At 70.2% G+C, this 14821-nt stretch carries 12 protein-coding genes and 1 tRNA gene; 6 read left to right on the forward strand and 7 right to left on the reverse strand.

Annotated features, from left to right (window positions below):
- Nucleotides 1–37: 37 nt before the first annotated feature.
- From INT49_RS16575 to INT49_RS16590, 4 genes are all read right to left on the reverse strand, one after another.
- On the reverse strand, nucleotides 38–220 hold the full coding sequence (locus INT49_RS16575; RefSeq protein ID WP_193118860.1) for a hypothetical protein: 183 nt from the start codon (nucleotides 218–220) through the stop codon (nucleotides 38–40).
- Nucleotides 221–718: 498 nt separating this feature from the next.
- Nucleotides 719–791: transfer RNA gene (locus tag INT49_RS16580), tRNA-Lys, on the reverse strand.
- 26 nt (nucleotides 792–817) lie between these two features.
- Nucleotides 818–1846 (reverse strand): acyltransferase family protein, encoded by a 1029-nt coding sequence (locus tag INT49_RS16585; protein WP_193118861.1) that lies wholly within the window; start codon nucleotides 1844–1846, stop codon nucleotides 818–820.
- Nucleotides 1847–2004: 158 nt separating this feature from the next.
- On the reverse strand, nucleotides 2005–3513 hold the full coding sequence (locus INT49_RS16590) for an alanine/glycine:cation symporter family protein (protein ID WP_193118862.1): 1509 nt from the start codon (nucleotides 3511–3513) through the stop codon (nucleotides 2005–2007).
- 438 nt (nucleotides 3514–3951) lie between these two features.
- On the opposite strand from INT49_RS16590, the gene ectA reads away from it, so the two are divergent.
- The 3 genes from ectA to INT49_RS16605 all read left to right on the forward strand — a co-directional run bounded on the left by ectA (nucleotide 3952) and on the right by INT49_RS16605 (nucleotide 6288).
- Nucleotides 3952–4413, forward strand: coding sequence for a diaminobutyrate acetyltransferase (ectA, locus tag INT49_RS16595; protein ID WP_319021675.1), 462 nt, complete (start codon nucleotides 3952–3954; stop codon nucleotides 4411–4413).
- 105 nt (nucleotides 4414–4518) lie between these two features.
- Complete coding sequence (gene ectB, locus INT49_RS16600) at nucleotides 4519–5790, forward strand: diaminobutyrate--2-oxoglutarate transaminase (protein ID WP_193118864.1); 1272 nt, start codon at nucleotides 4519–4521, stop codon at nucleotides 5788–5790.
- A gap of 105 nt (nucleotides 5791–5895) precedes the next feature.
- On the forward strand, nucleotides 5896–6288 hold the full coding sequence (locus tag INT49_RS16605) for an ectoine synthase (protein ID WP_193118865.1): 393 nt from the start codon (nucleotides 5896–5898) through the stop codon (nucleotides 6286–6288).
- A 303-nt stretch (nucleotides 6289–6591) separates the two neighbouring features.
- Here the strand turns inward: INT49_RS16605 and INT49_RS16610 are convergent, their stop codons facing one another.
- Nucleotides 6592–7224: a hypothetical protein gene (locus INT49_RS16610; protein WP_193118906.1), complete on the reverse strand. Its 633-nt coding sequence runs from the start codon at nucleotides 7222–7224 to the stop codon at nucleotides 6592–6594.
- A gap of 95 nt (nucleotides 7225–7319) precedes the next feature.
- Between INT49_RS16610 and INT49_RS16615 the strand changes: the two genes are divergently transcribed.
- Nucleotides 7320–7973, forward strand: a complete 654-nt coding sequence (locus tag INT49_RS16615; RefSeq protein ID WP_193118866.1) for an IMPACT family protein — start codon at nucleotides 7320–7322, stop codon at nucleotides 7971–7973.
- A 229-nt stretch (nucleotides 7974–8202) separates the two neighbouring features.
- Here the strand turns inward: INT49_RS16615 and INT49_RS16620 are convergent, their stop codons facing one another.
- Complete coding sequence (locus INT49_RS16620; RefSeq protein WP_193118867.1) at nucleotides 8203–8487, reverse strand: GlsB/YeaQ/YmgE family stress response membrane protein; 285 nt, start codon at nucleotides 8485–8487, stop codon at nucleotides 8203–8205.
- 272 nt (nucleotides 8488–8759) lie between these two features.
- On the opposite strand from INT49_RS16620, the gene INT49_RS16625 reads away from it, so the two are divergent.
- Both INT49_RS16625 and INT49_RS16630 read left to right on the forward strand, forming a co-directional pair.
- Nucleotides 8760–12647, forward strand: coding sequence for a Pls/PosA family non-ribosomal peptide synthetase (locus INT49_RS16625; RefSeq protein WP_193118868.1), 3888 nt, complete (start codon nucleotides 8760–8762; stop codon nucleotides 12645–12647).
- Nucleotides 12644–13984 (forward strand): M1 family metallopeptidase, encoded by a 1341-nt coding sequence (locus tag INT49_RS16630; protein WP_193118869.1) that lies wholly within the window; start codon nucleotides 12644–12646, stop codon nucleotides 13982–13984. The genes INT49_RS16625 and INT49_RS16630 overlap by 4 nt, the downstream gene beginning before the upstream one ends.
- Nucleotides 13985–14033: 49 nt before the next feature.
- Here INT49_RS16630 and INT49_RS21600 read toward each other — a convergent pair whose 3' ends face one another.
- Nucleotides 14034–14813 carry a 4'-phosphopantetheinyl transferase family protein gene (locus INT49_RS21600; protein WP_193118870.1) on the reverse strand — a complete coding sequence of 260 codons (780 nt, stop codon included), beginning with the start codon at nucleotides 14811–14813 and terminating at the stop codon, nucleotides 14034–14036.
- Nucleotides 14814–14821 lie beyond the last annotated feature (8 nt).

Raw genomic sequence — 14821 nt, forward strand, 5'->3', positions numbered from 1 at the left:
GCCTACCAGACCGCCGCCTGACTCCCACTGGCCTCATTCACCTTGACAAATTCCGGCACGCCAGCGCGATCAGCGCTGAGACTCCGACGATGTGCCACATAGTCCACGCGGCAAGCCATTCGTCCGGCAGGACCAGCTTCGCAATGAGTTGCGTCGCAACCAGCGGCATCGCGACGGTCAGGGTTTCATGCAGGGAGACTTGTCGATTCTTCTCGCTCATGACTCGACGCTACGGCCGCCTTCGTTGGCAGCGACATGGCTGAGAGTCGAGGGCCGCTCCCCACGAAAGTACGCCCGCACTCTCCCAGGGGAGGGTGGGGCGCTTTCGTCAGACCCGGGGCGCTCCGTCGCGTCCCGCGTACTCGTTCGGTACCGCGATCGCGCCCGAGCAGCCGAGCGTCCGCACCGTGTCACAGACCCGGCACCGCCACGCGGGGCGGCCTCCGCCGGTGGCGCCGGCGCACTGGCACAACTGACTACTGGAAGCTGACCCACGCGCCAGTCTCGCCGCGTGCGCATGGGCCAGGGTCGGGGTAGGTCCAGCCGTGGGGAGCGGATCAGGTCCATGGGGAGAGTGTGCGCCGGGGGCGGGACAGACTGGATTTCGGACTGCACTAGCCCTGGGCATACCCCCGCTAGGACTCGTCCGAAAGTGCGGATGCGGCACCACGTCGGCACCCCATCCGCCTCTCGTCTCCCCAGAAATCTTTCTGACCAGTGGGCCCGGCGGGGATCGAACCCGCGACCCGCGGATTAAAAGTCCGATGCTCTGCCGACTGAGCTACAGGCCCGCGCCCGCTGAGCGAGCCAGTCCATCCTACCTGCGCGTGGCGGCGCTGGAGAACGTCGGACGCGGCGTACTGGACTGCTCGATGCGCTCCGGCGCGCGACGCCGAGCCGGCCAGGCATACAGGAACACCGTCGCCGGCCGGATCAGGATCGCGAGCACGCAGATCCCGATCGTGACCAGGTAGAAGATCAGGTAGCTCGCGGCGCTCGGCGGGACGTCCAGGTGCCGGGAGAGGAGCTCGATCACGGGGAGGTGCACGAGGTAGGCGACGATCGAGTTGCGGCCCAGCCACTCCACGGGACGGGTGAGGCGCATCCGCGGGAGACGCTGCGCGAGCCCTATCGCGGCGATCACGGACACCAGCACGACGACCTGGGTCACCACGGGCACCGAGGGCTCGATGTCGCTCAGCGCCGCCCACAGCGCCCAGGCGGCCGCGAGGGAAAGTGCGGGGGCCAGCAGGGCGAGCGGGATCATGCGTGCGGTGAGCACGTTCCGCAGCGCCGCCCCGGCGAAGAAGTACACCGCGTAGTAGATGAACTTGTCCGGCCGCGGCCCGTCGACGTCGTGCTCGATGCCGAGCAGGGGCAGTGCCGTCCAGACGGCGACGCTCGCGAGCGCGATCCATCCCGGGGGTATCCAGCGGGCGAGGAGGCCGCCGACGTAGTACAGGAACAGCGCCATGAGGAACCAGGTGTACAGGCCGTTGATCCACCACAGCGGATCTGCGCCGTTGACCCACCCCAGGATCGGGAGCATGATCGCCGACCACAGCAGCCACGGCCACAGCAGGCTGCGGACCTTGCCGGTGAGGTAGCGTCCGGTCGGCTTCTCGAGCGACCTCGTCAGCAGCATCCCGGAGGCGAACAGCAGCGCGGGCATCCGGAACGGCGCGAGCGCCTCGGAGAGCTCGACCATCGCCCAGGGCGCGGAACCGTCCCAGATCTGTTGGACCAACCGCAGATGGTGGGCGATCACGAGGAGGATCGCGCCGCCGCGCAGCAGGTCCATCCAGTGCTGTCGCTCAGGGGCAGTGGGCGGCGTCGGAAAATTCATCGCGCCAGAGCGTAGGAGGCCGAGACCGCGCCACGGTGAACGGCGGGGGAACGCACTGTGGAGATCGGGTGCGGGAACCTTCCCGCACCCGAGCTCCGCCGCTCAACGGTCGGCACCCGCAGGCCGACGCTCGGTGGACGTCGCTGAACGCCCGCCGCTCAACGGGCTGCGTCCAGCTCGCGCTGCTCCTGGTAGTCGCACACGTCCTCGCCGACCCACACCTCGATGTTCTTGATCTCGGGGAGGTCCGAGGCCAGGAAGATCGGGTCCAGGCCCTGGGCGCGCTGGGCGTTGTAGTGGCGCAGCAGCTTGAACGCCGTCGGCGCCAGGATCGCGATCACCACGAGGTTGACCAGGGCGATGAACACCATGGACACCCCGGCGATGGTCCAGGCGAGGTCCACGGCGATCACGGAGCCGATGAGCACCAGAGCGGTCACGGCGGCGCCGAAGGCGATGTGCCAGCCGCGCTTGGCGGTGATGAAGTGCATGTTCGCCTCGCCGTAGGAGAAGTTCCCCAGCACCGAGGTGAAGGCCAGCAGGAACATGATCACCGCGAGCAGGATCGCGGCCCAGCCGCCGAGGTTGCCGGTGAGCGACTGCTGCACCATCACCAGGCCCTCGCCGCCGGTGGAGACGTCCGGGAAGGCGACCAGGACGATGAACGCGGTGATCGAGCAGATCAGGATGGTGTCGAAGTAGACGCCCAGGGTCTGCACCAGGCCCTGCTTGACCGGGTGGCTGACCGAGGCGGTCGCGGCGACGTTGGGGACCGAGCCCATGCCGGCCTCGTTCGAGAGCATTCCGCGCTGGACGCCGTTGACGATCGCGGCGCCGATGCCGCCACCGATCGCGGCCTGCGGGGTGAAGGCCTCGGTGACGATCTGGCTGACCACGCGGGGCAGCTCGCCGAGGTTCATGCCCACGATGATGATCCCGAGCAGCAGGTAGATCACGGCCATGATCGGGACCATGTTCTGGGCGACGGTGGCCACGCGGCGCATGCCGCCGAAGACGATCACGCCGGTGAGCACGGCCAGCAGCACGCCGAGCACGATGGGCAGCCACGGCAGGCCCTCCGGGTCGGTGTAGACGGCGACAGCGCCCGTGACGGCGTCCACGATGGTGTTGGCCTGCAGCGAGGTGAAGGCGAAGGCGAAGCAGAAGATGAACAGGACCGCGAAGAACAGACCGAACTTCCGGCTGCCCAGCCCGCGGGCGATGTAGAACGCCGGGCCACCCTTGTAGGTATCCGCCGCACGGGTCTTCCACAGCTGCGCGAGCGTGGACTCGATGAAGCTGGCGGCGCTCGTGAGCAGGCACATCACCCACATCCACAGCACCGCGCCCGGACCACCGAGGAAGATCGCCCCGGCCACGCCGGAGACGTTCCCTGTGCCCACACGCGCTGCGGCGGAGATGGAGAATGCCTGGAAGGCGCTGAGGGACTTGGTGCGCTCCGTGCGCCTGCCACCCTCCTTGATCTCCTCGCGCTGGGCCTTCTGGGTGATCGCGCCGAACATCGCCGGGATCATCCGGAACTGGACGCCCTTGCTGCGGATCGTGAAGTACAGGCCGAGCACCACGACCACGGGCATGCCGGCCCAGGTCCAGAGCCAGCCCTCCGCGTTTCCGAGGAACTCGTTGAGTGATTCGAGGGGGTTCATGACCTAGACGGTACCGAGGCCTCTCCCGCCGGCGCGGCGGATCTCCGTGATCGAGACGCCCGCAGACGCCGAAGTCATCCCCGCGCGCGAGGACCGGTCAGCAGCGAGCCCGCAGTGACGCACCCCACACCGGGCAGTCGTCGCACCCCGGATGGCACCCCGGACTGCGGACAAACCTCCAGGTCGCCAGGCATGATCGCGGCTTGTCCGACAATCCGGAGATCGAAGGACCGGCGGTCACGTTTGCGTCACGACACTCCGAGGAAGGTGCGTTGCACCACGGACCGGGCTCCACATTTGTCGCTGGTCTCGATAGCGTTGGTGAGCGTTATGGGCCAACTGACGACAAGTTCCGACGACCACCCTTCACCTCGAGGTACGACACGATCTGCTGCTGAGACTGCTGCTGAGAGCTCCGATCCGGAGATCATCACCCCCATCCACCGCCACGGCGCCGAGATGTGGCGCGTGGCCCGCGACAGCGGGACGCTGGATCTGAACACGTCCTACGCCTATCTCCTGCTCGCACGGGATTTCGCACGGACCTCCCGCATCGCCGTCCACGACGGCGCGGTCGTCGGATTCGTCATCGGCTATCTCCGACCCACCGATCCCGACTGCCTCTTCATCTGGCAGATCGCCGTCGACGAGTCGATGCGCGGCCGCCAGGTCGCCCGTCGGATGCTCGACGCACTGCTCGGCGACCTGCCGCATGTGCGCACCCTGGAGACCACCATCACCGAGGACAACGCCGCCTCCCAGCGGCTGTTCGCCTCCCTCGCCGAGCGTCACGGCGCCGACCACCGCATCGAGCCGCTCTTCGAGGAGACCGACTTCCCGGACGCCGGGCACGGCGCCGAGCTGCTCCATGTGATCGGAGAGCTGCACGCCGGCTCCTGACCCTGACCCGTCGCACGACCCGTCGACACGGGCGCTCCGGCGCGCCCGAAGACCGCGTCCATCCGCACACCCAGACCATCCGCACACCCCACCAAGGGAGACACCATGACAGCGATCGCCCCTCTCAAGTCCACTTCGCTCGAGTCCGAGGTCCGCAGCTACTCGCGCAGCTGGCCCGTGAGCTTCACGCACGCCAAGGGCTCCACGCTCGTCGCCGAGGACGGCCGCGAGTACACCGACTTCTTCGCCGGCGCCGGCACCCTGAACTACGGCCACAACCACCCCGAGCTGAAGAAGGTCGTCATCGACCACTTCCTCGAGGACCGCGTCGTGCACGGCCTGGACATGTTCACGGACGTGCGCAGCCAGTTCCTGGAGACCTTCAACGACCTGATCCTGTCCCCGCGCGGTCTCGACTACAAGGTCTCCTTCCCCGGCCCGGGCGGCACGAACGCCGTCGAGGCCGCTCTGAAACTGGCCCGCAAGGTCACCGGCCGCGAGTCGGTCGTGAACTTCACCAACGCCTTCCACGGCATGACGCTGGGCGCCCTGTCGGTCACCGGCAACTCCCTCAAGCGCGGCGGCGCCGGCATCCCGCTGGTGCACGCCACCCCGATGCCCTTCGACGACTACTTCGGCCAGGTCGTCCCGGACTTCATGTACCTCGAGCGCCTGCTCACCGACGGCGGCAGCGGACTGAACAAGCCCGCCGCCGTGATCGTCGAGACCGTCCAGGGCGAGGGCGGCATCAACGCGGCCCGCGCCGAATGGCTGCGCGGCCTCGCCGACCTGTGCAAGACCCACGGCATCCTGCTCATCGTCGACGACATCCAGATGGGCTGCGGCCGCACCGGCGGGTTCTTCAGCTTCGAGGAAGCCGGCATCACGCCCGACATCGTGACCCTGTCGAAGTCCATCAGCGGCTACGGAATGCCGCTCGCCCTGACCCTCCTCAAGCCCGAGCTGGACATCTGGGAGCCGGGCGAGCACAACGGCACCTTCCGTGGCTTCGGCCCCGCGTTCGCCTCCGGTACCAAGGCCTTCGAGCTGTTCTGGAGCGATGACGAGCTGGAGAAGTCCACCATCGCCAAGGGCGCCTACGTCGAGAGCCGCTTCAACCGTATCGCCGCCCGTCACGCCGACCAGCACGAGCTGATCGTCAAGGGCCGCGGCCTCGCCCGCGGCCTGCAGCTGCCCACCGGCGAGCAGGCCGGCAAGGTCACCTCGCGCGCCTTCGAGGAGGGCCTGCTGGTGGAGACCTCCGGTCCGTCCGACGAGGTCGTCAAGCTGCTCCCCGCGCTCACCATCCCCGATGAGCAGCTCCGCGACGGGCTCGACATCCTCGAGAAGGCCGTCGACGAGGCGCTGACCGCCTGATCCCCCAGTACCCGTCGGCCCGTTCCCTCCCAGGAGCGGGCCGACGCCCCTGAGCGCGAGCTCAGGCGCAGGACCCCCAGACCATCTACGGAGAGGACCATCCCCATGCTCGTTCGCACCCTTGCAGAGGTCGAAGGCACCGACGCCGACATCACGTCGGAGAACTGGCGCTCCAAGCGCATCATCCTGGCCAAGGAGGGCGTGGGCTTCTCGGTCCACGAGACCACCCTGTACGCCGGGACCGAGAGCTACTTCTGGTACGCGAACCACATCGAGGCCGTGTTCATCACCCAGGGCGAGGGCACCATCGAGGATCTCGCCACCGGCGAGACGCATGAGCTCGCCCCGGGCAGCCTCTACCTGCTCAACGACCACGACAAGCACATCGTGCGCCCCCGCACCGAGATCAAGTGCGTGTGCGTGTTCAACCCGCCGGTGACCGGCCGCGAGGTCCACGACGAGAACGGTGTGTACCCCCTGGTGACCGAGGACGCCTGAGTCCTCACCCATCGCCGTCGCGCATCGCGGCACGGTGAGAGCGCGGCGACCGCCCGCAGCAGCTGCACGACCGGCTTGCTGTGCGACTGGCTTGCTGCGCGACCGCTGGCCGCGCACCTGAGCAGCTGCACCGCTGACCGACTGTGCGACTGCACGAGAGAGGGCCCACCGGGAGCAGAAAAGCTCCGGGTGGGCCCTCTCTCGTCGTCCGTCCGGTCGTGCCGTGATCGTGCGCGATCAGCTGATGCACCTTCTCCCGTCGATCACCCTGTCACGCGGTCACGCGGTCACGCGGTCACGCGGTCACGCGGTCACGCGGCGCTTGCGCACGATCAGCAGGATCACGCCGATCGCGAGGAGCACGAACCCGAGGAAGCCTCCGCCCACGGCGAGCAGGATGCCGCCCACCGCGCCGAAGATGCCGCCGATGGAGACGGGCGGGCCGACGGCGACCGGGGTGCCCGCGCAGTCGACGGTGTACTCGCCGGCCTCGTTCGCGGTGAAGGAGTCGAAGGAGTCCCACTGCCTGCCGTCGATCGAGGTCGAACTGGTCTGGATGGTGCCCTCGCCCGGGGCCTCGCCGGACGGGGACAGGATCTCGCAGGCCGGTGCGTCCGTTCCCGCTTCGGCGTAGAGCTGCAACGATTCGCCCTCCTCGGCCGTGATCGAGGCGGAGCCGCTGTCGAAGACCTCGATGTCGCCGATCCCGCCGGCGGTGGCGCGGATCCCGATGATCGCGATCACGGCCCCGATGACGACGGCCAGAGCCAGGATGATGCTGCCGAGGATGATGAGGATCTTCGGAGCCTTCCCGGTTCCCTGCCGCTGCGGGGGCTGGCCCGGGTTCTGGCCGAAGTGCTGACCTGAGTTCTGGCCGGGCTGGCTGCCGGGCTGCGAGCCCTGAGACGGATGAGGCGGGGAGAGCGGAGCGGTCACAGGATCCTCCAGGACGGGTCGAAAGGCGGCCACGATGCGGCGATGCCCAGCGTAGCGCGACGGCCCCTGACCGCAGCCCGCCTAGACTCGAGCTCATGTCCGATCCCCTCGTCCTCGCCGCCGACGTCGAGACCGAGCTGGTCGAGAAGCGCTCCCGATTCCTCACCCGCCTGCATCGGGTGGGGTCCGTCGAAGAGGTCGACGCCCTGGTCCGAGCCGCACGCCGCGAGCATCCCGATGCCCGGCACCACTGCACCGCGCTGGTGATCGGCGAGACCGCGCAGTCCGCCGAGGTCAACCGCTCGAGCGACGACGGCGAACCCTCGGGGACCGCCGGGATGCCGATGCTGCAGTCGCTGCTGCATGCCGGACTCGTCGACACCCTCGCGATCGTCATCCGCTATTTCGGCGGGGTGAAGCTGGGAGCGGGCGGGCTGGTGCGCGCCTATACCGCCGGGGTCGAGCAGGCTGTCACCGCGGCGACGCTGCTGCGTCGCACCGAGCTGATCATCGCCGAGCTCGAGGTGCCGCTCGCCGAGGTGGGCATCGCCGAGAACGCGGTGCGGATCTGGGCCGGGGCGCACGGCGCCCAGGTCGAGCCGACGAGGTATTCCTCCCGGGTCGCGGCCCTGACCGTGCTGCTCACCCCCGAGCTCCTCGAGGACCTGCGTGCGGATACCGCGCGGTGGTCCTCCGGACGCACCGGGGTGCGGGATGCGGGTCGTCGCACCGCAGATGTGCCGCTCTGAGTCGCACCGAGTCGCGCTGAGCCGACGGGTCACTCGGATCCGACGGGTCGCTCCGGGCCGACGAGTCGCCCTGGGTCGACGGGCCGCCCTGGGTCGACGGGCCGCCCTGGGTCGACGGGTCACTCTGGTCCGACGAATCGCACCGGGTCGGCGGAACACCCCAAATGCGACGGCGGCGCCGCCCCGGAGATCCGGGACGACGCCGCCTTGTCGAAGACGCTGCCTGAGGTCAGGCGCGGTTCTTCGTGACGAGGTTGTAGATGAACATGACGATGAGGGCGCCGATCACCGCGAGCAGGATGGTCCAGATGCTCCACGGGTTGTCGAGGATGCCGCTGACCCCGTTACCGCCGAGCAGACCGCCGATGAAGCCACCGACGATGGCGCCGATGACGCCCAGGACGATGGTCAGGCCCAGGCCCATGGCCTGCTTGCCGGGCATGATCGCTCGTGCGATGAGGCCGATGATGCCGCCGATGATGATCCAGGAAATGATGGCCCAGAGAAGTCCCATGATCGGTTCTCCATTCTGTGAAGGGGAAGGGAAGGATTACTGCACCCATAGTGTGCACCGCGGTGAACGCATAGTGCGGGATGTCAACATCTGCGCAGGTCAGAAGGACGACCACGCGGTCTATGTGATCTGCACGAATCGTCCGACTTTCTTCCGGGGGCGGCATCGGGGAAAGTCGAGACGTTTCGAGCACCCGCCTGACGTGCCCGGCGTCACGTCCAGGTCGGCGTTCTGGACACCTTCTCGTCACCTGGACGTACGACACTCCTGGGGTGACCCCCGCCCCGTACGGCCTCCTCCCCGAGCTCCTCGCCGCAGATCGGGCCCCGGCCCCGAGCTCTCTCGTCGAGATCTTCCGCCGCACCGTCGAGACCTGCGGTGACTCCCCCGCGGTCGACAACGGCATCGACCCGCTGACCTACACCGAGCTCCACGAGGCCGCCACCGAGCTCGCGACCCGGCTCGCCGCGGTCGGCGTCGGCCCCGGGGACACGGTCGGCGTGCGCATCAAGTCCGGCACCACGGACCTTTACGTGGCGATCATCGGCATCCTCCTCGCCGGCGGCGCCTACGTCCCCGTCGATGCGGACGACCCCGACGAGCGCGCCCGGGTGGTCTTCGAGGAGTCCGCCGCCGTGGCCCTGGTCGGCAACGACCTGGCCATCACGCCCACCGCCGTCGGCCGCGCCGCCGCCCCCACGCCCGCGCGCGAGGTCCGTCCCGAGGACGACGCCTGGGTGATCTTCACGTCCGGCTCCACGGGCAGGCCCAAGGGGGTCGCCGTCACCCACCGCAACGCCGCCGCCTTCGTGGACGCGGAATCGGCGATGTTCCTCCAGGAGCAGCCGATCGGCCCCGGCGACCGGGTGATGGCCGGGCTCTCCGTCGCCTTCGACGCCAGCTGCGAGGAGATGTGGCTGGCCTGGGCCTATGGCGCCTGCCTGGTCCCCGCACCGCGATCGCTCGTGCGCTCGGGAGTCGACGTCGGCCCCTGGCTGGTCGCCAACCGCATCACCATCGTCTCCACCGTCCCCACCCTCGTCTCCCTGTGGCCCAACGAGGCCCTCGCCGAGGTGCGGCTGCTGATCATGGGCGGCGAGGCCTGCCCGCCCGAGCTCGCCTCCCGGCTCCAGGCCGAGGGCCGGGAGGTCTGGAACACCTACGGGCCCACCGAGGCCACCGTCGTCGCCTGCGGAGCGCTCCTGGACGGCTCGGATCCGGTGCGGATCGGGCTGCCCCTGGCCGGCTGGGACCTCGCCGTCGTCGACGTCGAGGGCCACCCCGTCGCCCCGGGCGAATCCGGGGAGCTGATCATCGGCGGGATCGGGCTGGCCCGCTACCTCGACCCGGCGAAGGATGCCGAGAAGTACGCCGCCATGCCCACGCTGGGCTGGGATCGCGCCTACCGCTCCGGGGACATCGTGCGCAACGATCCCGCCGGTCTGCTGTTCGCCGGTCGCGCCGACGACCAGATCAAGCTCGGCGGCCGACGCATCGAGCTCGGCGAGATCGACGACCAGATGCTGCGGCTTCCCGGAGTGGTCTCCGCAGCGGCCGCCGTGCGCTCCACCCGGTCGGGCAACAAGCTGCTGGTCGGGTACCTCACGGTCGACGGGCGGTACGACGCAGCCGCCGCCAAGGAGCTGCTGCGAGCACGGATGCCGGCCGCTCTCGTGCCGCGCCTGGCGGTGCTCGACGAGCTCCCCACCCGCACCTCCGGCAAGGTCGACCGCGATGCCCTGCCCTGGCCGCTGCCCACCCGGCACGAACCGGCGGCCGCGCTCGCGGGCACGAGCGCCCGGATCGCGGAGATCTGGGCCGAGGTGCTCGGCGCCGAGGTCACCTCCCCCGCCGACGAATTCTTCGACGCCGGTGGCGGCTCGCTGAGCGCGGCCCAGGTGGTCAGCCGGCTCCGGGAGACCCACCCCGAGGTCACCGTCGGCGACATCTACTCCCAGCCCACGGTCGCCGCTCTCGCGGCACACCTCGACGCGATGGGCACCACGGTGACCCGTTCCGATCGCACGGTGCGCCCGCTGCGCCGCCGCAGCCAGCTCGCCCAGCTGCTCGCGCTGGTGCCGCTGCGGGCACTGGCCTCGATGCGCTGGATCACCTGGCTCATGATCGCCTCGAGCCTCGGCGTCGCCCTGACTCCGATCCCCTGGCTCACCGCCTTCCCCTTGTGGACGATGTTCGTGATGGGAGTGCTGTTCGTGCTGCCTCCGGGACGGATGGCGCTGGCCGCGGTGCTCGCCCGGCTGCTGCTGCACGGCGTGACCCCGGGCAGCCACCCCCGCGGCGGCCGGGTCCACCTGCAGCTCTGGCTCGCCGAGAAGATCCAGGAGGAGCTGGGCGCGGCGGGCCTCGCCGGGGCCCCGTTCTTCCTCCCCTACGCCCGCCTGCTGGGCGCACGAATCGGCCGCGACGTCGATCTGCACGCCCTGCCCCCGGTCACCGGGATGCTCACGATCGGGGCGGGCGCCTCGATCGAACCCGAGGTCGACCTCGCCGGCTACTGGATCGACGGCGATCTGCTCCATATCGGGGAGGTGCGAATCGGCAAGCGGGCACGGATCGGTGCGCGCAGCATGCTCAACCCCGGTGCGACGATCGGACGGGAGGCGGAGGTCGCGCCGGGCTCCTCCGTGCTGGGCGAGGTCCCCGCCGGAGAGTTCTGGTCCGGCTCCCCCGCCGAGCACCAGGCCGCCTCGCGTGGCCCCTGGTCCACGGACGCCCCACCCCGCGGCACCGCCTGGCTGCTCCTGTACGCCCTGGTGGCCGGCATGATCGCGGCACTCCCCGCGATCGCGGTGCTCGCCGGAGCGGCCGTGCTCCTGCCGGCGCTGTCCGGCACACAGGGCCTCGGCCAGGCTCTCGGCGCGGCCCTGCTGCGGCTGCCGCTCGCGGCCCTGGCCGGCTACGTCCTGCTCATCCTCCTGGTGCTCGGACTCACCAGGCTCTTCGGGCTCGCCATCAGTCCCGGCCACCGCCCGGTGCGCTCCCTGTCGGGCCTCGCGATCTGGGGAACGCTCCGGCTCCTCGACGAGGCTCGCACCTGGCTCTTCCCGATCTACTCCGGAGCCCTCACCCCGATCTGGCTGCGGCTGCTCGGCGCCAGGGTGGGCACGGGCGTGGAGGCCTCCACCGTGCTGCTGATCCCCTCCCTGGTCACCGTCAACGACCACGCCTTCCTGGCCGATGACACCCTGATCGGGCCCTGTGAGCTGGGCGGCGGCTGGATCCGCGTCGAACGGGTGAAGGTCGGCAAGCGGGCCTTCGTGGGCAACTCCGGCATGCTCGCCCCGGGCCGCAAGGTCCCCAAGCAGTCGCTCGTCGCGGTGCTCTCCGCCGCCCCGCGCCGCACCCAGGCCAAGGCCGGGACCTCGTGGCTGGGCAGCCCGCCGCGGAAGCTGCGCCGGGCCCAGGACGAGCAGGACGACAGCCGCACCTACGCGCCCTCGCGCCGCCTGCACGTGTATCGCGGACTGGTCGAGACCCTCCGGGTCGTGCCGATGCTCCTGGCCGTGCTGCTCCGCCTGGGCGTCGGCGTGCTCCTGTACCTGATCCTGCGGACGGGCCAGGTCGAAGGCGTCGGGATCCTGCCCGCCCTGCTCCTCGGCGGGCCCGTGCTGATCGCCGGCAGCCTCGCCGCCGCAGCGGTCACGGTGCTCGCCAAGTGGGCGATCGTGGGCCGTCACCGCAGCGGCGAGCACGCCCTGTGGACCTCCTTCGTGTGGCGCAACGAGCTCGCCGACACCTTCACGGAGGTGCTCGCCGCCCCGTGGTTCGCGCAGGTCGCCTCGGGGACCGTCGCCCTGAACGCCTGGCTGCGCCTGCTGGGCGCGAGGATCGGCACGGGGGTGTGGTGCGACTCCTACTGGCTGCCCGAGACGGACCTCGTGGAGCTCGGGGACGGAGCCACCGTCAACCGCGGCTGCGTGGTCCAGACCCACCTCTTCCACGACCGCGTGCTGAGCATGGACACCGTGGGTCTGGGTGCAGGTGCGACGCTGGGGCCGGGCAGCGTGATCCTTCCCGCCGCGTGGATCGACCGCCACGCCACCGTCGGACCCGTCTCGCTGGTCATGCGAGGTGAGAGAGTGCCTTCTGGAACACGCTGGACCGGCAACCCGATCGGTCCCTGGGAGGACGACGCATGAGCAGCACGCACTCTTCGACCAACGCCGGGAGCGATCCCTATGTGCCCGGACATGGCGACCGGAGCTTCGACGTTCTCCACTACGACGTGTCGCTGGTATACAAGGTCGACTCGAACCGTCTGGACGGCGACGCCACCCTGCGGTGCCGCGCCGCCGGCGACGCCGATGTCCTCCACCTCGACCTCCACGCCCTGCGCCCGCAGAAGGTGCTCGTGGACGGGCGCCCGCAGAAGGTCACCCATCACAAGGACCGCATCGTCCTGAAGCATCCGGTGCGCGCGGGCGAGGAGTTCGAGATCCGGGTGCGCTACTCCGGCAAACCGAAGCCGGTGCCATCTCGGCTGCACGGGAGCACCGGCTGGGAGGAGCTGGCCGACGGGGTCATCGTCGCCGCGCAGCCCCATGGCGCCCCGTCCTGGTATCCCTGCAACGATCGGCCCGACAACAAGGCCACCTACTCCCTGGCCGTCGCGGTCCCGCCGGGCTATCACGTCGCCACCGCCGGCGAGCAGACCGGGACCCGGCGCAGCGGGGCCACCGTGACCTGGTGCTCCGAGCAGGCGGTGCCGATGCCGACCTACCTGGCCACGGTGCAGATCGGCCGGTACGAGGTGACCGAGCAGCGGGGCGCCCCGATCCCCGTGCGCACCATCGCCCCGCCCCAGCAGAACGCCGAGGAGTTCGCGGCCTCCTTCGGCCGGCAGCCGGCGATGATCCGCTGCTTCGCCCGCCTCTTCGGGCCCTACCCGTTCCCCTCCTACACCGCCGTGATCACCGAGGATGATCTCGAGATCCCGCTGGAGTCCCAGGGGCTGTCCACCTTCGGCCAGAACTTCGTGGACTCCGACTGGGAGGCCGTGCGTCTGGTCGCCCACGAGATCTCCCACCAGTGGTTCGGCAATGCGGTGACCCTCGCCCGCTGGCAAGACATCTGGCTGCACGAGGGCTTCGCCTGCTACAGCGAATGGCTCTGGGCCGAGGAGTCCGGCGTCTCGACGGTGCAGGAGCAGGTCGATGAGCATCACGCGAAGCTCGCGGACCTGCCCCAGGACCTCCTGCTCGCCGACCCCGGCGCGGAGCTGATGTTCGACGACCGGATCTACAAGCGCGGCGCCCTGACCGCGCATGCGCTGCGGGTGCGGGTGGGCGATGCGGCCTTCTTCGAGATCCTCCGGTCCTGGATCGCGGAGAACAGCGGCGGCAACGTCACCACCGAGATGTTCCGCGAGCATGCGCAGCGCGTGTCCGGCGAGGACCTCGAGGACCTGTTCACGCCGTGGCTGGATACCCTCGAGCTCCCTGCGTGCCCCCGCGGCATCCGCGGCATCCGCGCCTGAGCCTGCTGCGCCCGACGTTCACGCCGCTCCGACCTCGCTGCAGCAGCGGTCACCGGCGGCGGCCGAGGCCTGAGGCCTGGTCGGGGCCCCGGCCGGAGGATTGGTCTGCGGCCTGGTCCGACGCCTGGTCGGAGCCCCGATCGGAGGCCTGGTCGGAGGCTGCGACGAGCAGGCCCTCGCTCGCGACCGCCGCGACGTATCCGGGCGGTGCCGGCACGTCGATCACCTCGTGCTCCGCCAGGACGATCTGCGCCATCGGCACCGCGAGGCCCGTGCCGCGCGCCTTGAGCACGGCCTCCTTGCGGCTCCACATCCGCGCCTGCTCCAGCGCGGTCGTCGCGAGACCCCGTTCGCTCGGATGCGCGACGAGCGCCTCGTCCCAGCGCGAGGCGACCACCCGGATCTCCTCGATGTCCACACCGATCGGACCGCCCGCCCGGCAGGCGGTGGCGAGGTGGGGTCCGGAGCGGGAGAGGCTCACCCCGATCGGCGTCGACAGGGCCGCGACCCGTGCCCAGGGCCGGCCGTGCGCGGCGGAGCCGCAGCGTGGGCAGAGCCGGCCGACGTGGATCGCGGCCGCGGCGTGCGCTCCTGTGCCTGCGTCGGCGTCGGCGTCGGCGTCGGCGTCGGCGTCGGCGTCGGACGATGCGAGCGTGCTGGTGGCCGCACCGAGCAGGTCTGCGATACGTGCGCGCAGGATGTCGTCGGCGTCCCGCTCGACGGCGTGGAAGTGCACCGTCCCTCGCAGATCGTCGGTCGACCCCGGGATGTGAAGCGCCGTCGGCGCCGGACCGTGAGGTCCGGCGCCGACGGCGGGATGTGCGGGCACGGGCTGCT

Origin of the sequence: Brachybacterium tyrofermentans, assembly GCF_014897585.1 — a bacterium.
GTDB lineage: Bacteria > Actinomycetota > Actinomycetes > Actinomycetales > Dermabacteraceae > Brachybacterium > Brachybacterium tyrofermentans.